This is a genomic window from Phytobacter sp. MRY16-398, assembly GCF_003925915.1.
In the GTDB taxonomy this organism is placed as follows: domain Bacteria; phylum Pseudomonadota; class Gammaproteobacteria; order Enterobacterales; family Enterobacteriaceae; genus Phytobacter; species Phytobacter diazotrophicus.
In genome coordinates this window covers 3,484,482-3,504,617 of sequence record NZ_AP018756.1, presented here as the reverse complement: position 1 = coordinate 3,504,617, position 20,136 = coordinate 3,484,482, and the positions used below count along the sequence as shown (strand labels likewise).

At 46.0% G+C, this 20,136-nt stretch carries 21 protein-coding genes and 4 pseudogenes; 21 read left to right on the top strand and 4 right to left on the bottom strand.

Annotated elements, in window-relative coordinates; genetic code table 11:
- Positions 1-6: 6 nt before the first annotated feature.
- A pseudogene (locus tag MRY16398_RS17125) lies at positions 7-1,242 on the top strand (RHS repeat domain-containing protein); the annotation flags it as partial.
- A 2-nt stretch (positions 1,243-1,244) separates the two neighbouring features.
- The gene (locus tag MRY16398_RS17120) at positions 1,245-1,577 is read left to right on the top strand and encodes a hypothetical protein (protein ID WP_125124879.1); all 333 of its coding nucleotides are present in this window, start codon (positions 1,245-1,247) and stop codon (positions 1,575-1,577) included.
- Here the strand turns inward: MRY16398_RS17120 and MRY16398_RS31295 are convergent.
- Entirely contained in the window at positions 1,566-1,760 is a 195-nt protein-coding gene (locus MRY16398_RS31295) for a hypothetical protein (RefSeq protein ID WP_350354091.1), read from the bottom strand. The two genes, MRY16398_RS17120 and MRY16398_RS31295, sit on opposite strands and share 12 nt — an antisense overlap.
- Positions 1,742-2,722 carry an IS5-like element ISKpn26 family transposase gene (locus MRY16398_RS17115; RefSeq protein WP_000019441.1) on the bottom strand — a complete coding sequence of 327 codons (981 nt, stop codon included), beginning with the start codon at positions 2,720-2,722 and terminating at the stop codon, positions 1,742-1,744. Before MRY16398_RS17115 ends, MRY16398_RS31295 begins: the two co-directional genes overlap by 19 nt.
- Positions 2,723-3,018: 296 nt before the next feature.
- Between MRY16398_RS17115 and MRY16398_RS17110 the strand changes: the two are divergent.
- The 13 genes and pseudogenes from MRY16398_RS17110 to MRY16398_RS17050 form a co-directional block, all read left to right on the top strand.
- Positions 3,019-3,576 (top strand): annotated as a pseudogene (locus tag MRY16398_RS17110) (DNA/RNA non-specific endonuclease); the annotation flags it as partial.
- Between the two features lie 2 nt (positions 3,577-3,578).
- Complete coding sequence (locus MRY16398_RS31290) at positions 3,579-3,959, top strand: glycohydrolase toxin TNT-related protein (protein ID WP_125124878.1); 381 nt, start codon at positions 3,579-3,581, stop codon at positions 3,957-3,959.
- A 73-nt stretch (positions 3,960-4,032) separates the two neighbouring features.
- Positions 4,033-4,404, top strand: coding sequence for a hypothetical protein (locus tag MRY16398_RS17100; protein ID WP_125124877.1), 372 nt, complete (start codon positions 4,033-4,035; stop codon positions 4,402-4,404).
- A 77-nt stretch (positions 4,405-4,481) separates the two neighbouring features.
- Positions 4,482-4,795, top strand: a pseudogene (locus MRY16398_RS31430) (RHS repeat-associated core domain-containing protein); the annotation flags it as partial.
- Between the two features lie 21 nt (positions 4,796-4,816).
- Complete coding sequence (locus MRY16398_RS31425; RefSeq protein WP_223878815.1) at positions 4,817-5,197, top strand: hypothetical protein; 381 nt, start codon at positions 4,817-4,819, stop codon at positions 5,195-5,197.
- Positions 5,197-6,195, top strand: coding sequence for a hypothetical protein (locus MRY16398_RS17090; protein WP_125124876.1), 999 nt, complete (start codon positions 5,197-5,199; stop codon positions 6,193-6,195). The genes MRY16398_RS31425 and MRY16398_RS17090 overlap by 1 nt, the downstream gene beginning before the upstream one ends.
- A 255-nt stretch (positions 6,196-6,450) precedes the next feature.
- Positions 6,451-7,060, top strand: a pseudogene (locus MRY16398_RS17085) (RHS repeat-associated core domain-containing protein); the annotation flags it as partial.
- A gap of 341 nt (positions 7,061-7,401) precedes the next feature.
- Entirely contained in the window at positions 7,402-7,779 is a 378-nt protein-coding gene (locus MRY16398_RS17080; RefSeq protein WP_223878707.1) for an Imm8 family immunity protein, read from the top strand.
- Between the two features lie 359 nt (positions 7,780-8,138).
- On the top strand, positions 8,139-8,438 hold the full coding sequence (locus MRY16398_RS30655; RefSeq protein WP_172600668.1) for a hypothetical protein: 300 nt from the start codon (positions 8,139-8,141) through the stop codon (positions 8,436-8,438).
- Positions 8,383-9,000 (top strand): hypothetical protein, encoded by a 618-nt coding sequence (locus MRY16398_RS17070; protein ID WP_232034344.1) that lies wholly within the window; start codon positions 8,383-8,385, stop codon positions 8,998-9,000. Before MRY16398_RS30655 ends, MRY16398_RS17070 begins: the two co-directional genes overlap by 56 nt.
- A 527-nt stretch (positions 9,001-9,527) precedes the next feature.
- Entirely contained in the window at positions 9,528-9,959 is a 432-nt protein-coding gene (locus tag MRY16398_RS30650; RefSeq protein WP_172600667.1) for a hypothetical protein, read from the top strand.
- 122 nt (positions 9,960-10,081) lie between these two features.
- Positions 10,082-10,228, top strand: coding sequence for a glycohydrolase toxin TNT-related protein (locus MRY16398_RS31285; protein ID WP_223878706.1), 147 nt, complete (start codon positions 10,082-10,084; stop codon positions 10,226-10,228).
- Between the two features lie 282 nt (positions 10,229-10,510).
- Positions 10,511-10,942, top strand: coding sequence for an immunity 26/phosphotriesterase HocA family protein (locus tag MRY16398_RS17050; RefSeq protein WP_125124875.1), 432 nt, complete (start codon positions 10,511-10,513; stop codon positions 10,940-10,942).
- Positions 10,943-11,105: 163 nt separating this feature from the next.
- Here the strand turns inward: MRY16398_RS17050 and MRY16398_RS17045 are convergent, their stop codons facing one another.
- Positions 11,106-11,351 carry a SymE family type I addiction module toxin gene (locus MRY16398_RS17045; RefSeq protein WP_172600710.1) on the bottom strand — a complete coding sequence of 82 codons (246 nt, stop codon included), beginning with the start codon at positions 11,349-11,351 and terminating at the stop codon, positions 11,106-11,108.
- 922 nt (positions 11,352-12,273) lie between these two features.
- Here MRY16398_RS17045 and MRY16398_RS17040 point away from each other — a divergent pair.
- Genes MRY16398_RS17040 through MRY16398_RS17030 form a run of 3 tightly spaced genes read left to right on the top strand, consistent with a single transcriptional unit; the run spans position 12,274 to position 15,061 of the window.
- Entirely contained in the window at positions 12,274-12,633 is a 360-nt protein-coding gene (locus tag MRY16398_RS17040) for a GtrA family protein (RefSeq protein WP_172600665.1), read from the top strand.
- Positions 12,630-13,550 (top strand): glycosyltransferase family 2 protein, encoded by a 921-nt coding sequence (locus tag MRY16398_RS17035; protein ID WP_039079423.1) that lies wholly within the window; start codon positions 12,630-12,632, stop codon positions 13,548-13,550. Before MRY16398_RS17040 ends, MRY16398_RS17035 begins: the two co-directional genes overlap by 4 nt.
- Positions 13,550-15,061 (top strand): hypothetical protein, encoded by a 1,512-nt coding sequence (locus tag MRY16398_RS17030; RefSeq protein ID WP_125124872.1) that lies wholly within the window; start codon positions 13,550-13,552, stop codon positions 15,059-15,061. Before MRY16398_RS17035 ends, MRY16398_RS17030 begins: the two co-directional genes overlap by 1 nt.
- A gap of 123 nt (positions 15,062-15,184) precedes the next feature.
- Here the strand turns inward: MRY16398_RS17030 and MRY16398_RS17025 are convergent, their stop codons facing one another.
- Positions 15,185-16,957: a sigma-54-dependent Fis family transcriptional regulator gene (locus tag MRY16398_RS17025; protein ID WP_125124871.1), complete on the bottom strand. Its 1,773-nt coding sequence runs from the start codon at positions 16,955-16,957 to the stop codon at positions 15,185-15,187.
- 272 nt (positions 16,958-17,229) lie between these two features.
- On the opposite strand from MRY16398_RS17025, the gene exaC reads away from it, so the two are divergent.
- From exaC to MRY16398_RS17010, 3 genes are all read left to right on the top strand, one after another.
- Positions 17,230-18,750 (top strand): acetaldehyde dehydrogenase ExaC, encoded by a 1,521-nt coding sequence (gene exaC / locus MRY16398_RS17020; RefSeq protein WP_039079421.1) that lies wholly within the window; start codon positions 17,230-17,232, stop codon positions 18,748-18,750.
- Between the two features lie 377 nt (positions 18,751-19,127).
- Positions 19,128-19,493, top strand: a complete 366-nt coding sequence (locus tag MRY16398_RS17015; protein WP_223878705.1) for a response regulator — start codon at positions 19,128-19,130, stop codon at positions 19,491-19,493.
- Positions 19,493-20,131: a chemotaxis protein CheC gene (locus MRY16398_RS17010; RefSeq protein WP_039079419.1), complete on the top strand. Its 639-nt coding sequence runs from the start codon at positions 19,493-19,495 to the stop codon at positions 20,129-20,131. Before MRY16398_RS17015 ends, MRY16398_RS17010 begins: the two co-directional genes overlap by 1 nt.
- The last annotated feature ends 5 nt before the right edge of the window (positions 20,132-20,136 follow it).

Sequence of the window (20,136 nt, the reverse complement as noted above, 5' to 3'; positions counted from 1 at the left end):
TGCTGGGATGTCTTCACCAGTAACGCTCAGCCCACTTCGCCCTGACGCTGGTCACGCCGCTGGGATTACGACTACCGCAACAACCCGGTGCGCGAAGAGCGTGATGATGATCCGTTCAACTGGTGTAACTGGAAATATGACAGCGCCGGGCGTCTGCTGGAACAGGACGGCACGTCCCCCGGAAAAGAGCAGTGGCGCTGGGATGCGGCGGGTAACCCGCTGGATAACAGCCTGCAGCAGTCTGTTCGTCATAACCGTCTCACCCGTTTAAATGGCATTCAGTGGAGCTATGACATTCATGGGCGGACCACCGAAAAAGACAACGGTCAGACGCGCTGGCATTATCGTTACGACGGCGAGCACCGGTTAACCGATGTGGTGGCCGTCCCGAGGGATCGCAACAAACCACAAACGCAGGCCAGTTTCCGCTATGACCCGCTCGGCCGGCGTATCAGCAAAACACGCCAGCAGACGCTGGGGGGCAGGCCGGTAGGAAAGCAGGTGACGACACGTTTCCTGTGGGAAGGTTTTCGCCTGTTGCAGGAAATTCACGACGATGTGCCCCTGACTTATGTCTATAGCGACGCGGAAAGTTATGAACCGCTGGCGCGTATCGATGGCACAGAGGATCCGGATATCTTCTGGTTCCACTGTCAGCCAAACGGTACGCCGGAACGGATGACGGACCGCGAAGGACATATCCGCTGGGAAGGGCAGAACAGCGCGTGGGGGAAACTGCTGCACGAGTCGATACCGCAGGAGACGGGCTATGCGCAGAACCTGCGTATGCAGGGGCAATACCTGGATCGTGAGACCGGGTTGCACTACAATTTGTTCCGTTATTACGACCCGGATAGCGCCAGGTTCACCCGGCAGGATCCGATAGGGCTGGCGGGGGGGATAAACCTTTATGCGTATGCGCCGAATCCGTTGGGGGGGATCGATCCTCTTGGATTGAGAAAATGTTCATCATCACGTAAACCTGAAAAGGTAAAATCAAAATCGACAGGCAGAACGAGGCCCAGGAACAAAAATGAAGAATTTGCTTTAGATCATGTAATAAAACATCTTGAAAACGGTACGGTAATTATTAAAGCGGATCAAATTGGAGATCCTCACTTTAAAGGTAAAGGATGGTCTAAAGTGGAGCAAAAAATGAATGGCGTAATTGTTCATTATATGGCGAAATTTGATAAGCATGGAAGAATGACTCATGTGACTGATTATAAGATTAAGGATTAAACATGAAATTCATCTATAAAGATAGTAATCAAAAAACTTATCACTGGAAGCAGTGCGAGAAATTGAATGCTCCTTTTATAGAGATTAGTCAAGTTGATCGGGAGTATGCGAATATATTTTATGATGTTACAACCTCCCAGGTTAATTTGGAAAAACTATCCGAGGATATTAGAGGTATATATATAAGTTATGCCAAATTCTTTATGTGCGAACATCAAATTATTGATGATTTATATGAACAATATTATTTTTTTAATTTGATAGTAAAGAGTGAGCATGCTGAATTTATTGCTGAAGCATTATATGATTATCTATTTGTAAAATTAAATCCTTAAGGAATATAGACAATTAGGGAAGGTGCGAATAAGCAGGTCATTTCTTCCCAAGCTGACTCGCTGATTAAAATTTCGCGGATCTGGGCCGATTTTTTTCCCGCAAACACATCGAATCAGCCTATTTAGGCTATTTTTTCCACCATTTCTGGCGTTATTTCCGGTTTTTACTGAGATCTCTCCCACTGACGTATCATTTGGTCCACCCGAAACAGGTTGGCCAGGGTGAATAACATCGCCAGTTGGTTATCGTTTTTCAGCAGCCCCTTGTATCTGGCTTTCACGAAGCCGAACTGCCGCTTGATGATGCGAAACGGGTGCTCCACCTTGGCACGGATGCTGGCTTTCATGTATTCGATGTTGATGGCCGTTTTGTTCTTGCGCGGATGCTGCTTCAAGGTTTTTACCTTGCCGGGACGCTCGGCGATCAGCCAGTCCACATCCACCTCGGCCAGCTCCTCGCGCTGTGGCGCTCCTTGGTAGCCGGCATCGGCTGAGACAAATTGCTCCTCTCCATGAAGCAGATTACCCAGCTGATTGAGGTCATGCTCGTTGGCCGCGGTGGTGACTAGGCTGTGGGTCAGGCCACTCTTGGCATCGACACCAATGTGGGCCTTCATGCCAAAGTGCCACTGATTGCCTTTCTTGGTCTGATGCATCTCCGGATCGCGTTGCTGCTCTTTGTTCTTGGTAGAGCTGGGTGCCTCAATGATGGTGGCATCCACCAAAGTGCCTTGGGTCATCATGACGCCTGCTTCGGCCAGCCAGCGATTGATGGTCTTGAACAATTGACGGGCCAGTTGATGCTGCTCGAGCAGGTGGCGGAAATTCATGATGGTGGTGCGATCCGGCAGGGCGCTATCCAGGGATAATCGGGCAAACAGGCGCATGGAGGCGATTTCGTACAGGGCATCTTCCATGGCACCGTCGCTCAGGTTGTACCAATGCTGCATGCAGTGAATACGCAGCATGGTCTCCAGCGGATAGGGCCGTCGGCCATTGCCCGCCTTGGGATAAAACGGCTCGATGACAGCGGTCATATTCTGCCATGGCAGAATCTGCTCCATGCGGGAGAGGAAAATCTCTTTTCGGGTCTGACGGCGCTTAGTGCTGAATTCACTATCGGCGAAGGTGAGTTGATGGCTCATGATGTCCCTCTGGGATGCGCTCCGGATGAATATGATGATCTCATATCAGGAACTTGTTCGCACCTTCCTTAGAAAACACTAACTCTAAATAACTGCGCGGAATAGGGCTACACTTTTTGCAAGCCCTTGCAGGACAAGGGATTAGAGCTTTTCTCTCCGCTAAGAGGAGCTACGCCGGGCTTGCTATGTTTTGCTCTTGCGTAGCTGCCACATGTTAATAAATGGCAAGTGTAACGGTATTAGACGCAGCTATTTAGTATTTTCATGGGGGGGATCTTGACTGTGAAATGGAGTAACATTATAACCTGTTCAGGTCCTACGACCCGGACAGCGGACGGTTTACGCAGCATGATCCAATAGGGTTGGCGGGGGGATAAACCCTTATCAGTTGCGCCTAACCTTCTTCGTTGGATAGATCCGCTGGGGTTAATGAATTGTGGTATCAAATATGGTGAACTGGATAGCTTAGTCGGCCAACAGGTGTGAAGGCTCGATTAAATGTAAGCCATATAAATACTGAAACGCACGCAAATACCAATATTCAACCTCCCGGATTTATTACCGGAGCTGGTTGTAATCGGGCAAGAGGGCACTTGCTTGGTCGTCAATTAGGTGGCTCTGGTGATGATGTTCGCAATCTAATTACTATTCAACAACGACCGGCCAATACACCAGTGATGAGTGGAATAGAAGGTCGAATAAGGAAGGCTTTGGAACAAGGGGAAGTTGTTGATCTAAACATAACTCCTATTTATCATGGCCCTTCCAGAATACCGGCTGGTATTACAATAAAAGCAGAAGGATCAGGAGGATTCTTCGAACACGTTACAGTACTTAATCCACCGGGAATGTAAATATGCCAATAAATAATCTAATTTCGATACTAACACCACCAGTTTCCCCTTCAGAATCGGGCAAGGTGATGAAATGGCCTTTGATTGAGGATAATTTATCTTTTCCGTCTGATTATGTTGATTTTATAAATACATATGGCTCGGGTCGTATTGCAGAATTTATTGTTATATTTAACCCGTTTTGTACACTAAACAAGCACATCCTTAATTCCCTTAACCACCTGTTTATCCTGATAAAGCTGCTCGCGCAGTTCTTGTATTTTGAGAGCCGTGCACTATCATTGGATACACTGAATAAACTATATAAAGTCTATGAAGTTCTCGCTCCTATCCATGCTGATGCGAGGTCAGCAATACCCTGGGTTAACCAACCAGGTAAGTGAACACAGTTAGAGCTTTCTAAATCGATTAATCAGCTTCTTGCCGAAGGTAAGTTAAGAGAGAAATAAGGTTGAAATGATGAGAGAGTTTTATAATTTTAAACCAAACAAAATTTTATATGATGGGACGGAGGAGAGATTTTATAAATTTAACATGGGAATAATCATTCCCAAAATTGGCAAGTATATAATATTTAATAATATAATGGCGAGGCCTATATGGGAATATGATTCAGTCTTCCAAAAACAAATTTCCGATGAAATCAGCGGTGTTAAAACAATTTCTTATGAAAATGATAATATGCCTTCATATAAATATATGAACTTAGATGTGTATGTATATAGTGATAACATTGATGGTTGTGCTGTAAATATTATTGTCGCTGCAGGTGAAAGCCAACCATCCAGGTTTAAAATAATCTTATTAGGCTATGCGATCGAAAAATAATTCTTTAAAGAAAAGTGTACATTTTCTGTATCTATAAAAATGATTGGGTAACTGTTAGAGGATCCGATATTTTCTGATTCCACTATCGGCCGAACGGTACGCCAGAACGGATGACGGAACGTGGAGGGCATATCCGCTGGGAAGGGCAGAACAGTGCGTGGGGTAAACTGCTGCACGAGTCGATACCGCAGGAGACGGGCTATGCGCAGAACCTGTGTATGCAAGGGCAATACCTGGATCGGGAGACCGGGTTGCACTACAATTTGTTCCGTTATTACGACCCGGATAGCGCCAGGCTTACCCAGCAGGACCCGATAGGGCTGGCGGGGGGATAAATCTTTATCAGTATGGCGTAAATGGGCTCTCTAGAAGAGACCCCCTCGGATTAAAACAAGAAGAAGTTATACGTTATATGAGTAAAGACGAAGCTATTGCATCAGCCTCGGAACGCGGTGGTAAAGGTGGATTAGTTCCTAATAATCGTGGTGATAAAGCCATATGGGTTAACCATGATAGTCGACCTGGATTTAACCCCGGAAATGTAAAATATCGAGCAGTTATAACGGTTAATGACTCTGGAGTAGAACTTCTTAATCAGCATAGTGATATATCTAAAGTTGATTATAAAGAAACAGGATTAAAAGACGGCGTTCTCTCGAAGAGAAATGAACCTGGAGCAAAGGGTATTGGTAAAAATATTCTGGCCAAATTTAATGATAAAATTACTTCATTCCAGATTGAAAGCAAAGATGCTAAAGGAAATTGGAAGAAATGCGGTAAGAGGATTATTTAATGAATTTTGAAATGTATTTGCATAAGATTGAACATTTTATCAATGCGAGAGCCGAGATGAAAAGCTTTGGCGAGTATGTTTATGTACAGGACGAGCCAAATTTGTTTCCTGTTTTTTTAAAAAAAGAAAATGGAAAACTCGCAGAATTGAGCCATTGGCAAACTTGTTTTCCCAAAGGAATGCCCCTGCGTGCGTTGAAGGGATTAGGTTTAAGTGAAGATGAAAGTTACGCGTTCGAAGTTTTCCTCTCGCGACTAGGTTATCTGTTTCAAATTGATAACCGACAGCGTATAGATAAAGATATTTTTATCTTGTTTTATATATACCAACTCGTTTCTTTAAAAAATAACAATGAAGATTACGCAATAAAAGCAAAAAATTTCTTTTTGAGATTTTTATGTTTTGAAATGGGGATGGATTATGATGCTTATGACAAACTATGCGTTACCAGTGACGGGTTCTGTATAAATACTACTCGCAATGATAATGTACCAGTATTGCCTTTGATAGAGCACTTTTATGAACTGGTTGCAAAAGAGAAAAACTACGGCGATATTAAATTAATAAAGAATTATCAAATATCGGTATTGAATTTCTTGTTCATTGAGGATGGTCGGGATAATTATCTACATTTCAATGATACAAATTGCTATCTTAGCGACCCTAATGGCTTTGTATATATTTATAAAAAATCTCAGAAAACCATATATAAAGCCCTGGGGCAGTGCTTTGATAAATATCAGTCTACAGGGAATTTATTAATATCAAATTTTATACTGATGAACTACTCATATTACATCATTAGGAATAATCCTGCCGATCTTAAGTTTTTAAGAAAAAACGTTCCTTCGGAAGTCTTCCAAAAAATTATTTCGGCCATAATATATAGAGGTTTTTTTGTTGATGAGGATGAAATATTTAAATTAATTGGTAAGGAATATAGGGTTATTCCTAAAAGAGATAAAGGGATGTTGTTTAATTTAATCTATTCGATTTAACATACTCGCTTTAATATATTAATATTCGACAGCAATAAGGGGTGACATCATTTCAACGTTGAAGCAGGTGAAGAGGCCTTGCTGTTCAAAGGGGAAGGCATGGTTAATAAAGAACTTTACGGTATTCAATATTGAAAAAAGTCATGGAAAACTCATGCAGAGCATGAATGGATGCCTGTATTAATCGTGCGGATCTTTCGCTTAACCAAAGTGCCATGTGACCTTTCGTTGATGCCCGGCGTCGGAGGTTATGCCAATAAACGCTTAGTGAACCGGAGCGGCATCCGCTGGCGTTACGACATTCACGACCGCACCGTGTAGAAGAATAATGGTCAGACGCGCTGGCACTATCGTTACGACGGCGAGCACCGGTTAACCGATGTGGTGGCAGGCCTGTAAGAAAGCAGGTGACGACACGTTTCTGTGGGAAGGTTTTCGCCTGTTGCAAGAAGTTCACGACGATGTGCCCCTGACTTATGTCTATAGCGACGCGGAAAGTTATGAACCGCTGGCGCGTATCGATGGCACGAAGGATCCGGATATCTTCTGGTTCCACTGTCAGCCAAACGGTACGCCGGAACGGATGACGGACCGTGAAGGAGATATCCGCTGGGAAGGGCAGAACAGCGCGTGGGGTAAACTGCTGCACGAGTCGATACCGCAGGAGACGGGCTATGCGCAGAACCTGCGTATGCAGGGGCAATACCTGGATCGTGAGACCGGGTTGCACTACAATTTGTTCCGTTATTACGACCCGGATAGCGGCAGGTTCACCCAGCAGGACCCGATAGGGCTGGCGGGGGGATTAAACCTCTACCAATATGCTCCGAATCCGTTAAGTTGGAGCGATCCTCTTGGTTTAACCTGCAAGTTAACAAACCAGTAGTTTAAGAATAAACTTAGATCAATTTGAAATCAGAACACCGTAGGTGGTAATCGGGGAATTACTGGCGTTGTATCACAGAATGATGCTTTCAGATTAGGTGAAGTATTTGTAGGTCCTAATTATAGAGTTATGTCCAGCGGTCAAGGGCTTGTGTCAGAACATGGTTTGAGAATATTCAGATTCCCTGCTGATAAAAAGGGATTTGATCGTGTTAACGGTCATCCATGGTCGAAGACAGGAAAACAAGTGAATTTTAAAACCAAAAATATGGATGGTGATGTTATTGCTAATGTTCACTTAGAAGTGGAGGATTTTCGGCCGTGAAAAAGAATAAACCTCAACTTATCTTATACGATATGTCTTCAACAATGTTCGATCCGCTTAGTGAGTGGGAGCCTGCTTCTCTTGAAGATACATATGCAGCTGTTGATTTATGCATTGGGATGAATGATGGTGAAAAAGGAAGCAACTATTTCTATGTGAAAATTGCCACCCCAGAAGCCTTGAGAAAGCGTTCAAGGAATTTTCTTATAACAGATAATAGAGTTATTGTAATTGATTATTTTGATTATTATTTACTTAGAAAGGTAATCGAAAATATTTTAAAAAAATGTACAAGAGAAAATTGGGATGAATCTTGTCTTGTATTACAACGCTATTTTTCATGGGAATATGAAGATTATCAGTATGAAAAATAGATAGTTAATTTTGTGAAAGATAAGTAATAATAGAAAGCTGGGAAAGAAATTAACTCTTCCCGGCCCTTATAGCGAAGCTGTGCTTTGGAAACTCTGTCTTTGGGCTTTGAATGGTGCGAAGGAGTATCGGGAGCGGTAGCATGTCTGTATGATTCGGGCGTTTTAGCAGATTATGGTGCAGATTGACGGTACGATTAGTGTTGGAGATGAGATTGTTCCGATGACCTAACAGGGCTGGCCGGGGGATAAACCTTTACCGGTATGCGCCGAATGCGTTGAGTTGGGTGGATCCCTGGGGGTTACAACGGCTTTGTGCATTTGGAAATAAGAGCGGGCCAAAAGGTATTCGTGAGCGAAATTTGGCACCCAATAAGCATGGCTTGCTTCCTTCACAAGCAGGTAAGGCTAGACCTCAAGGTAAATCAGTGACCAGAACACCTGAAGAATCTGGTTTACAGGGACATTATCATACTTTACGTGAAGATGTGAAAATGCCTGGTGGGTTAGGTATTAAACACGATGGGCGTGATATGCCGGGAGGGTATATGTCTCCTGGACACTCAACAGTGTATCCTACTAGAGATATGACGCCAGATGAGTTCAATGATTTCTTTAATTCATTACCATGGGAGTATGGTGGTAAAATATGGAAGATTTAATAAAAAATTTATTGCTATTGAAGGTTTTTATAATGAAGAAACACGTAATTTTATTGAGTTAGTCCAGCATAATGGAATTACATGGTCGAAATATGAGTTACAGGAAACCGCTCTAAATCAATACTATTATCTTGTCCGTTCCTTAATTCTTGAATATGATCCTGATTTAATGTTTATGCTGTGTTCACCCGATAGTGAACATAGAAGAGTATCTTTGAAATTAATAAAAGATGGCCTGCTTGATTTTTCTTTGTCTGATTTGTTTATCGAGAAACTTATAAATACATCGATCAATGGCAATGATGAAGAAAAGAAATTGTCGAGAAATATTATAATTTCACGTGGATGGCTGTTAACTCGGAATGAGTTAGTCGGGAATATCATATCTGATTTTTATAAAAAAGATTTAGACTATTATTTATATAAAGATATTGGTGAACTTTTGTACGTTATAAAAAATAATGCATTATTAAATGCACATATAAAATTAGGAATGCGTAGTCAAGATAAAGACATAGTTGAGTTGGCTAATGAACTGCAAATGAATTTAGTTGGCGGATAATTCTGCATTTGCATTCTCAATGGAAGATTTTAGTTATGAGGCGAGACTGCATTATATCTTCCGCAGATACTATGACCCGGAGTATGGAAAATTTACATAACCTGGTCCGATAGCGCTGGCGAGGGGACTGAATACATATGCTTATGCGCCTAACCCGTTAAGCTGGGTCGACCCGCTTGGTCTTAAATGCTGGAGTTCAGCCAGACGAGATTACTGGAAAGCAGAAGCTGAAGCTGCGCCAAAGGGCATGTATTCATCAGTGAATATGTTAAGAATGCGTTTTGGGTTAGCTCCAAAAATAAGAGTTAGAGAATTTCACTTTAAAAATCGAAAAGAAAGGGTAAGAAATGTGTCATTGGAGTTGAACCATCGTCATTGGCCTCAATGCGATGGTTAGCATGTGGATATTCCATATAACCTCGAGAAAGTTACGCCCCGGGAGCATGCCGCTAAGGATCCCTATAGATATCCGGGTAGTGAGTTACTTGAAATATTACAAGGTATTGGAAACTATAAAGGATTTTAAAATGAAACTAACTGAATTTATGCAGTCAGATTTTTATTTGAATTATCTTGATGATTTAGATAAGGAAATGCCAGTTAAAATAGATCGAGTATCAATAGTACATGATGTTATTCTAAAAATAGAGCTAGATTCTTTAAATTATGCATCGTTGACTTTAGATGATATAAAATGGCTAATTGAAAATCACAGGTTTAAAACAATACGTTATATATTGAAAAAACAAGAAACATATACTGAACCAGATGGCGGTAAGGATAATATTATCAATTTGGCGCCTCAGGTAAATTTCCCTGTCGGTCATCTGATTGAATGTTATTTATTATCGAGAAGACCAGGTGATTTACTTGAGTATGTAACGAAAATTCAGATCCCTGGCCCTAAAAAATACGTAAAGGAAATTGAAAAAATATTTTCAGAAATAAAGCCCTCATGACTTGAATAGCCGGGCGGAAAATCAAATCTTCCCGGTTTTTTATTATTTAATTCCTCTTAAATTCACTAACCAAGCACGTCCTTAACCCACTCTTTAGCCTGGTAAAGCTGCTCGCACAGTTCTTGTATTTTGAGAGACGTACATTACCATTGGATACGCTGAATAAACCATATAAAGTCAATGAAGTTCTCGTTTCTATCCATGCTGATACTGGGCCAGCAATACCCTGGTTTAACCAACCAGGCTGGAGGTACAGGCAAACATTATGATCCTATAAATGGACAGGGTTGTATATGCAACAGGATGGAAAGAATATTATCTATGCAGGACGTGGTGATGCACCAAAGCGGAGGCTAAATAGTTACAACAAAGGATTATGAATCTTAATGGTAGAGCTAAATCAACGAATTCCTTAATAAATCTCTTCAATAAAATTAGATCATTTAGACCTAATAACCCAAACGCTAGTGCATATGACATTGCGGGTCATAGCAGTGATTGGGTGGGAAAGTATCTAAAGATGCGTTATCAATTCTGAAAGGTAATTGTTTATGACAGTAAAATATAAAGAGGGCGACATTTTTGTCATTCCTATGAGTAATGGCAAATATGCGCTTTGTCAGATTGTCTTTGCTCCAAAGCAAAAGTTCAAACAAGCGATAGGGTTCTGTATTTTATCAATACAGAATACCAAAAAAGTTAGAGATAGCGGTGCACTAACACCATTATCTTTTGAAAAGTTTGGCAAAGAGATGAAAGTTATTTTTACTGGTAATCAAAATATTACTAAAGGCCTTTGGAAAATTATCGCTAACGCTGATCTCACAGAAGACAAAAAACAATTAAAAATATTTAATTATGCAGGTGGTTTATATGATGGTGAGGAGGAAATCAGAAGGTTGTCTGTTGCTGAATATCCTAATTACACAACGATGGGGGTTTCCGGATTTGAGCTTGTCGACAATGTTCTGACCAATATGTGATCATCAGGGGAAGGTTACTTCCCCTGTTAGCTATCGTAGAGATTAACTTTGATAAATATAAGTATTATATATAGAGTGATAAAGATATGTACCATATAAAGGAAAAATAATCCTACATTAAATAAACGCCTGGAAATATCTCAAGCACTTTGCTGCCTTTTTTTTATATATCACATATTACGCCCGATTTTCCGCCTTTCATTTCTTTCACCCCCTCTTTAGCCTGATAAAGCTGCTCGCGCAACTCCTGTACCTCGTTACAGTTCATCATCAGCATAATGCACCCCTGTGAGATCTTCACGGTTACGCTGCGCCCGGTCTCAAATCCCGCCTCTTTCAACCCGTCGCCTTTGCGATAAAAGCTGGAATGTTGTGAGTAGTACGTGGTAATGCGGGTTTTGCTGTTTATGTGGCGGGTTCTGCCTTAGAGTGGCCCGGCGCAGATAAAGGACTATCAGGGGGCGGGAGCTTGTCCGTATGATATGGGCGCTTTTCGTATGTTATGGTGAGTCTGTTACTGAGGAGGTGCTTTGATCGATTTTTTGTTGAATAGCATTGCTACTGTATTAATTACTGTATTTGATACCGAAATAATACCGCTAACCAGGCACATATAAATTAGTATATTTGCAATGTTGTGACTGTTACTGCATTGCAATCCATTATTAAGCTGATTATAAACAGTGTAACTCAACAGCAAAACCAGAATGATTTTTGCCAGATAAGTAAGCGAGTCAGTTAAATTAAAATTCATTTTGCTCATCACCTAAACGGCACACCTGAGCGTGAGCTGGAATGAGAATCGAAATCACAGGTCGCACCAATGTTTGATACAGCCGCATTGCCACCACCACTCACCTGAGCTATTTCAAAAAAAGTTAATCCTCTGATGCTTAACATAAAATCCCTCTTGTTTGGCTTCAGCATCTTGTGCCCGCTGACTATTACACACACAAAAATTGTGTGAAAACGGTTTTGTGTAAATGTTTGTAAGTTTATAACTTATTAAAAAAAAGCGCTTTTTAAAAGAAATACCGGTTTAAGCTTGGATTTACATTTGTTTGAAAGATGTAGGTAAGCGGCAAATCTGTGAGGGACTCTTGAAATTAATCCGGCGTATCTAAGCGCTGTTATGATCGACCATCGCGAATAACACAGTGCAGCATTTTGTGAACCCTCGATACCCCACAAAACCATCCATCCCCGACGAATTTCCTCGCCTCGTCATACTGCGTGCTACCTGATCCTGGCTTTCACTCTATGGCGGCAACTGCTAAAATCCCTGCCCAAACAGCGACCTGACCTGGCCCAGGGTAACCCTGGCTATTCTTATGCTAAAACTGTTCGTCCGATACACCTCCGTTGGCGTGATCAATACGCTTCTCCACTGGCTGGTGTTCGCCATTCTGTTCTTTGCAGGCGCCAGCCAGACGATAGCCAATCTTGCTGCCTTTTGTGTCGCCGTGACGTTTTCATTTTTCGTCAACGCCCGCTGGACATTCAAAGCCCAGGCGACGACCATTCGCTACGTGTTGTATGTCATTTTTATGGGGGCTATGGCGGCGGGCGTCGGTAAACTGGCCGATCGCGCGCATATTAACCCCGTGATTACACTCGTAGCGTTTTCTGCTATCAGTCTGGTTTTCGGTTTTATCTACTCCAGATTCATTGTCTTCAGGGTGAAAAAGTGAAGATTTCTTTGGTTGTTCCCGTCTTTAACGAAGAAGACGCCATTCCTGTTTTCTATCAGGCGGCGAAAGAGACGCTTTCTGAATACGATCTTGAAATTGTCTTTATTAATGATGGCAGTACAGATGCCACGGAGCAGATTATCAATGCGCTTGCGAAGGCAGATCCTGGCGTTAACGCGATTAACTTTATCCGTAACTTTGGTAAGGAACCCGCATTGCTGGCAGGGCTCGAATATGCCACGGGGGATGCGGTTATCCCAATTGATGTGGATCTTCAGGACCCGTTAGAGGTTATTCCTGAGCTTATTAATAAATGGCAGGAAGGCTGGTCCGTGGTCCTTGCCAAGCGTAGCGACAGAAGCAGTGACAGCCATTTCAAACGAAAAACTGCCGGCTGGTTTTACCGGATTCACAACAAAATAAGTTCACCGAAAATTGAAGAGAACGTAGGGGATTTTCGTCTGTTGTCACGTGAAACGGTCGAAAATATCAAGCTGCTACAGGAACGCAATTTGTTCATGAAGGGCTTATTGAGTTGGGTTGAGGGCGAGGTAGCGGTGGTCGAGTATACCCGCTCAAAACGGGTTCGCGGAGAGTCGAAATTTAACGGCTGGAAATTATGGAACCTGGCGCTGGAAGGTTTTACCAGCTTTTCTACCTTACCGCTCAGGGTCTGGACCTATCTTGGCTTTTTGGTCGCCGCGCTCTCATTCCTTTATGGGACATGGATGATTATCGATAAGCTGATATGGGGAAATGCGGTGGCCGGTTATCCGTCGTTACTTGTATCGATCCTGTTCCTGGGGGGTGTGCAACTCATTGGTATTGGGGTTTTGGGTGAGTATATTGGTCGGATTTATATCGAGACCAAAAAAAGGCCTCGCTATATTGTAAAAGGCGCGAAAAAGGATAAGTAATGTTTAAGTTTAGCCTGAAAGAAGTCGGATTCTTTCTGTTGTTGTTAATTATTGCACTTGGTGGTTCTTACTTTTTGACAATGCGTTATTTTTCCCTGGACCCGGACTCTGCCAATAGTCCTCTGGTCTGGCGGGCGTTTCTTACCGAGGGGTTTTCCGCTTTTAAAGACTGGGCACCCACGCCGGATAACTGGTATTTCACCACCTATCCCGTCAATTTCCTCTTTTTTGCGCTGATGGGGAGCGACGGCATTCACCCGCTGGTTCTGTCTACGTCAGCATTTGTGGGGTTAAGCGCTTTTATTCTGGCATCGGTCGTTTATACGATGTCGAAAGCCTGGCATGCACTGCTTGCGGCTATTTGCCTGATTCTGCTCCCGGCTTACGTTTACACCTTTGGTTTCGCTGCACATCCTTTTTCGCATTACTCTACCAATTTCTTTGGGGTACTGGTCTTTGCGCTGGCGTTCTTCAATATCCAGAAAAAATCCCAACCTGTACTCTGGCTGACGACCTTTATTGCGCTTTTTGCCTCTATTTCTGACCCGTGGTTTTTGGCCACGTATTTTCTCCCGTTACTGCTGACCTGTGGCTATTTTAGCTGGCGGCGCCTTCTTCCTAAGAAGTTCAGTATCATATTGGGTGTGAGTTTTATTCTCAGCATGTCCCACGCTCTGCAAAGACTGATGGGCTTGCCGATTCAGCGTTTTAAACTGATGCCAGTGGCGCAATGGCCGGATAATGCCGCGTGGGTCGTTCAGCTTTTAGGAAAGAGCCTGAACCTCTTTTTTGTTCACACGCCGCTGGCCTATATCGCCTCTTTTGTTATCTGGATGGCCCTGTTCCTGTGCGCCGTTATTATTTGTTTAAGGAAAGGCACTGAGGCGATTTTTGTCTCACTGTTCAGCTTCTTTACCGTCTCCGGCATTATTTCCTCATTTATTATCAGCTACGATGCCCCCGCTGATATCAGCGCCCGCTTTTTTGTCAGCGCGGTCTGTTTTGCTATTGTGATGGTCGTTCTGGCTTTTTCATTTACGAAAAAGGCCGTGATTGCGCTGGTATTCCCGCTTTATATTGCCTCTTCTCTCTATTCTTATCAGGTTACTACTAAGCCGTTGTACGACCAGGAAAACCAGACGTACGACTACATCTCCTTCCTGAAAAAGAATAATCTGACTTTCGGTTACGGGGATTACTGGAAATTATCTAACAACGTTAACTGGCTATCGTTTGGTGAAATCCATATTTCCCCGGTAATGTTTGATCAAACCGATTTCCATATTCAGTTTGATAACACGCGCCCTCAGACGCTGAGATCGTGGTTAACCGATGCTTACGTGCAAACTTCGCCGGAGCGCCAGTTTGTGGCGATCCCCGCAGTCGAAACGGAAACGGCGCCCCATCCGCGCCTGGAGGCGGTGAGGGCGCAGTTGGGCAAACCTGACGAGACGCTGCTCTACGCCGACATGACGATTTTCGTTTATCACCACCGGATACCGCTACGCTAAGCACAACGGTGAGCCCTGAGGTATCAATTCACATCAGGGCTCACCGATTCATCCTCTCTAATAACCCGACAGGCAGGGAAAGCCAATCTCTGTTCTGAGCAAGGGCCCCCCTGTAAGCGCAATTCAGACGCTGCCGACGCTCTGGCGTTTTTCCAGTCGCCGGTAAAGCGTACTGCGTGAAATTCCCAGTTTTTTTGCCGCCAGGCTCATATTGCCCTGGGCCTCACGGATGGCGATTTGCTCATCGGCAGGGGCAGACAGCATAACGGGCGCCGGGGCGGGAGTGGGATCGCCGGGCAGATCCGCCAGCCGGACCACCGAATGATCATCCGCCAGCGCCAGTAATACCCGCAACTGGCTTAACAACTGACGCACATTGCCCGGCCAGGGGCGGGCGGCAAGGGCGTGGATAGCCTCTTCGCTAAGGGTAATATCACGCGCGCTGGCGCCCAGCTCCTGCCACAATTTTTGGATAAACTGGCGAGTGTCGGGCCATTCGCGCAGCGGCGGGATGCGCAGATGAAACTCCTGAATGCGGTACAGCAGGTCTTCACGAAATGCCCCTGCGGCCACCAGCGCGGTAAGATCCTGATGGGTGGCGCAGATCAGCGCAAAATTGACGCTGTAGGCAGTATTTGAGCCGAGCGGCGTCACTTTTTTCTCCTGCAATACCCTAAGCAACCGGGTTTGCAGACCCGGTGGCATATCGCCGATTTCATCAAGAAACAGAACGCCGCCGTGGGCTTCGCGGAATTTCCCGCTATAACCTTTCGGGTTGGCCCCGGTAAATGCGCCTGGGGCATAGCCAAACAGCTCCGATTCAATCAGATTCTCGGGCAGGGCCGCGCAGTTAATGGCGACAAAATTACCCTCCCGCCACTGGCTGCGGCTGTGTAACTCGCGGGCGCAATGCTCTTTACCGCTTCCTGTCTCGCCGGTGATACACAGGGCAATCCCGGCATTGATAATCCGCAGCGCTTTCTCTTTTTCCGGGTCAACCGTAACCGGCGTGCGGGCGACGCCACGACCCATATAGCGGCGCGTGGGTGTGGTCTGGCGGGCGTAATAACGCTGACGATTGCTGGCTTCCAGGGTGGTTTCACCCGCATTAAGAGTAATGCCTGGAAACAGTGTCTCGATCGCTGTCGCACCAAAGTGTCCCGGTGTGAGACAGAACTCGTCTATCGCCAGCTTATTTGCTCCCAGCAACATGTTCTGCTCAAAAATCAGCAGCAGCTCCTGAGCGCTTCCCAGCACGCTGGCGTCACTGTGCAGGCTCAGCAACCAGCGATCGGCACTGACGGTGCTGGCGGCCCACGCATGCTCAATCTGGCAGACTGCCCGGCGAATCAGGGCGGCCGCATCGTGTTTCGGCAGTTGCGCCGGGGTGGAGATGTCCAGTACGCCGGCCACGGTGCCGTCCGGGCGGAACACCGGTGAAGCGGAACAGAACAGCCCGGCATTGCGGTTAAGGTAGTGCTCACCGCCGGAGACCTCGCAGTGGCGCTGCATAGCCAGCGCGGTGCCAATGGCGTTGGTTCCCCGTGCATGTTCACCCCACAAATTGCCCGGCGCCAGCGCATAACGCTGCGCTTTATGCAGGAAATCGGCATTGCCGTGGGTTTCCAGTACCAGGCCGGTGGCATCCGACATCACCATAATAGACGGATGGCTGGACAATTCCGGTTGCAGCCTGGCAAGAAGCGGCGCAACTAACTGGCTTATCCAGGCATTTTCCGCCCGCGCGTCTTTCAGCATCGACCTGGCCACCCACGGCTGGGTGTCGTCGTCGCGGTGAAGCCCGTAATTGAGGCTACGCTGCCAGGAGTCTTCCAGTTGGCAGGGAAGCCCGGTGGTCTGCGGGGCGAGAGTAAAAGACGGTACGCGATGCGGCATGGCACACTCCGGAGAACTGAGATGTTACAATTGTGTAGCATAAAAGTGTCCCGCGTGTAGCGATGGACGACACAGTTCGCGAAGGGCGGTGCGATTTTTTTCTCCTGTCAGACAGCAATGATAAAAATTTTAATTTCGTAACCTGCTGTTTTAGAAAAAGATACAAGATTTTCTCTGTTCGGCGCAGGTTTTGGCATAAGAGCTGCTTATGAAGAGATGTCCGCACAGGGCGCGACGCCTCACCTGTACCCATAAAAATAGAGGAACATCTTATGAAATACATTCACCCTGGCCAGACTGGCGCTAAAGTCTCCTTTAAAAAACGTTATGGCAACTACATTGGCGGTGAATTTGTCGATCCTGTAGAAGGGCGCTGGTTTACCAACACCACGCCGGTGACCGGGGAAGTGATTGCTGAGTTCCCGCGTTCAGGTGCCGCAGACATTGAAAAGGCGCTCGACGCCGCCCATGCCGCCGCAGACGCGTGGGGCAAAACCAGCGCGCAGGATCGTTCCAACGTGCTGCTGGCGATCGCCGATCGCATTGAGCAGAATCTGGAGCTGCTGGCACTGACGGAAACCTGGGATAACGGTAAACCGATCCGCGAAACCCTGAATGCCGACTTGCCGCTGGCGGTGGATCACTTCCGCTACTTTGCGGGCTGTATCCGCGCACAGGAAGGGACCGCAGCAGAAATTGACAGCAATACCGTCGCCTACCACATTTATGAACCGCTGGGAGTGGTCGGTCAGATTATCCCGTGGAACTTTCCACTATTGATGGCCGCCTGGAAACTGGCGCCGGCGCTGGCGGCAGGTAACTGTATCGTACTGAAACCGGCAGAACAGACCCCGCTCGGCATTTGCGTGCTGATGGAGTTAATTGGTGATTTGCTGCCGAAAGGGGTGCTGAACGTGGTGCACGGCTACGGTACCGAAGCGGGTGAACCGCTGGCGCGCAGCAAGCGTATTGAAAAAATCGCCTTTACCGGATCAACGCCGATTGGCCGCCACATCCTCTCTTGTGCTGCAGACAACATCATTCCGAGCACCGTCGAACTGGGCGGTAAATCGCCAAATATCTACTTTGAAGATGTGCTCAATGGCGACGAAGAGTATATCGATAAAGCCATCGAAGGGGTGGTGCTGGGCTTCTTTAACCAGGGCGAAGTCTGTACCTGTCCGTCACGCGTGCTGGTACAAGAATCTATCTACCCGCAGTTTGTTGAAAAAGTCGTGGCGCGTATGGAAAACATCCGCAAAGGCGACCCCTTTGACACCGACACCATGATCGGCGCGCAGGCCTCCCGCGAGCAGTACGACAAGATCCTCTCTTATATCAATATCGCCAGAGAAGAAGGGGGCGAAATCATCACCGGCGGCGCGCACGTTGCGCACGATAACCATCTGCAAAACGGTTTCTATATTCAGCCGACATTGATCAAAGGCGAGAACCATATGCGCTGCTTCCAGGAGGAGATCTTCGGGCCGGTTATCGGGATCACCACCTTTAAAGATGAAGCGGAAGCGCTGCGTATCGCGAACGACACGGAATATGGACTGGGGGCCGGGCTGTGGACGCTGGATATTAATCGTGCATGGCGCATGGGGCGCAACATTAAAGCCGGTCGCGTGTGGACCAACTGCTACCATCTCTATCCGGCCCATGCGGCATTTGGTGGCTATAAAAACTCCGGCGTAGGGCGTGAGACCCATAAACTCGCGCTGAGCCACTATCAACAGATTAAAAACTTGCTGGTGAGCTACAGCGGTAAGGCGATGGGCTTCTACTAATACCGCGTTTATTGCGTCAACATCGGGGAAAAGCGGGGCAGCCATGCTCCGCTTTTCTCTTTTTAACGGCGAGGTACCCTGCGTAATGTATGGCCGCCTTGCACATATGCCTCTTTTTTCTGCGCATTGCCCGCCTGTTTTCGCACTAAAATGGCGTTGTGGCGAATAAAACATCAATTAGCAGACTAAGCTGCACGCAATATGCAACTTCTTACAATCTGGCACTAATTAATTCGTCATTGTTGCCGATGAATAGTGTTACCTAACGGAAATATTGCGCAATCAGGGTGAGAATGAGCGGTACTGCGTGCAAAGACCGACACAGCTAGTCGGGTGATTTTTATGCCAGTTGAATAAATAAAAGAGAAAGTAAAATTATGTCCAGACATATTCTCATCGTGGATGACAGCCGGTTGTCACGCATGATCTCAAAGCAGTATGTGCTCAGCCAGCACCCTGAGTGGCAGATTGAAGAGGCGATGACGGGCGAGCAGGCTATTGAGATGGCGGCCATCAAAAAACCGTATCTGATCCTGTTGGATGTCAATATGCCAGGAATGGGCGGTCTTGCGGCGGCGGCTATCCTGCGTGAGACGCACCCGGATATGCACATCGTACTGCTGACGGCTAACGTGCAGAACTCCGTGCAGGCGCAGGCCGACCAGCTTGGTCTGGGCTTTTTATCCAAACCGATTAAAGAACCGCAAATTCGCGCCATGCTGCAAAACCTGGAGTCGAACTGATGATCGATTTGACGGATATGAGCGAAATCGAAGCAGACAGCCTGATGGAGATCTTCAATATCGGTGTGGGTCACGCGGCTGCCGCGATGAGTGACATCGTTAATGAAGAAGTCCGCATGTCTGTCCCGTCGGTGCGCATTACCACCCGTTCGGAAGCGGCCGATGAGCTCGGGGCCGGTCTCTCATTGTGTGGCATCAGCCAGCAATACAAAGGGGCTTACGCCACCGAAGCTATTCTGATGTTTCCGGAGACCGCCAGCTTTGAAATCGTCCGCATGATGGTAGGGGATCTCATCCCTGCCCATGAACTGGGTGAGATGGAGCGCGAAGCGATGAGCGAAATCGGCAACATTGTGCTCAATGCCTGCGTGGGCACGCTGGCGAATATGTTTCAAAAAGAGTTACAGGGTTCATTGCCCGTGTTTCGTGTGGGGACCAGTGAGCAGATCCTGAACCCGTCGCACGACCCCAGCGACCCATCGGTGCTGATGTTGCGCATCGATTTTTCGCTGGAACGTCAGGAAATTGAAGGGTATCTGGCTTTTATCCTGGACATGTCGGCGTTGCGTGATTTGCGCGAACAAATCAGCCTCTATATTGAACGCGTTGAATCTGGTTTTGCTTCCGACGGGCTCTGATAACC

Excerpts from the sequence above, each read along its gene's own strand:
- MRY16398_RS17115 (WP_000019441.1), bottom strand. The coding sequence starts at position 2,722 with ATGAGCCATCAACTCACCTTCGCCGATAGTGAATTCAGCACTAAGCGC.
- MRY16398_RS17090 (WP_125124876.1), top strand. The coding sequence starts at position 5,197 with ATGAATTTTGAAATGTATTTGCATAAGATTGAACATTTTATCAATGCG.
- MRY16398_RS17030 (WP_125124872.1), top strand. The coding sequence starts at position 13,550 with ATGTTTAAGTTTAGCCTGAAAGAAGTCGGATTCTTTCTGTTGTTGTTA.
- MRY16398_RS17010 (WP_039079419.1), top strand. The coding sequence starts at position 19,493 with ATGATCGATTTGACGGATATGAGCGAAATCGAAGCAGACAGCCTGATG.
- exaC (WP_039079421.1), top strand. The coding sequence starts at position 17,230 with ATGAAATACATTCACCCTGGCCAGACTGGCGCTAAAGTCTCCTTTAAA.
- MRY16398_RS17100 (WP_125124877.1), top strand. The coding sequence starts at position 4,033 with ATGATGAGAGAGTTTTATAATTTTAAACCAAACAAAATTTTATATGAT.
- MRY16398_RS17050 (WP_125124875.1), top strand. The coding sequence starts at position 10,511 with ATGACAGTAAAATATAAAGAGGGCGACATTTTTGTCATTCCTATGAGT.
- MRY16398_RS17070 (WP_232034344.1), top strand. The coding sequence starts at position 8,383 with ATGATTTCTTTAATTCATTACCATGGGAGTATGGTGGTAAAATATGGA.
- MRY16398_RS30650 (WP_172600667.1), top strand. The coding sequence starts at position 9,528 with ATGAAACTAACTGAATTTATGCAGTCAGATTTTTATTTGAATTATCTT.
- MRY16398_RS17025 (WP_125124871.1), bottom strand. The coding sequence starts at position 16,957 with ATGCCGCATCGCGTACCGTCTTTTACTCTCGCCCCGCAGACCACCGGG.
- MRY16398_RS31290 (WP_125124878.1), top strand. The coding sequence starts at position 3,579 with ATGCCAATAAATAATCTAATTTCGATACTAACACCACCAGTTTCCCCT.
- MRY16398_RS31425 (WP_223878815.1), top strand. The coding sequence starts at position 4,817 with ATGAGTAAAGACGAAGCTATTGCATCAGCCTCGGAACGCGGTGGTAAA.
- MRY16398_RS17015 (WP_223878705.1), top strand. The coding sequence starts at position 19,128 with ATGTCCAGACATATTCTCATCGTGGATGACAGCCGGTTGTCACGCATG.
- MRY16398_RS17120 (WP_125124879.1), top strand. The coding sequence starts at position 1,245 with ATGAAATTCATCTATAAAGATAGTAATCAAAAAACTTATCACTGGAAG.
- MRY16398_RS17040 (WP_172600665.1), top strand. The coding sequence starts at position 12,274 with ATGCTAAAACTGTTCGTCCGATACACCTCCGTTGGCGTGATCAATACG.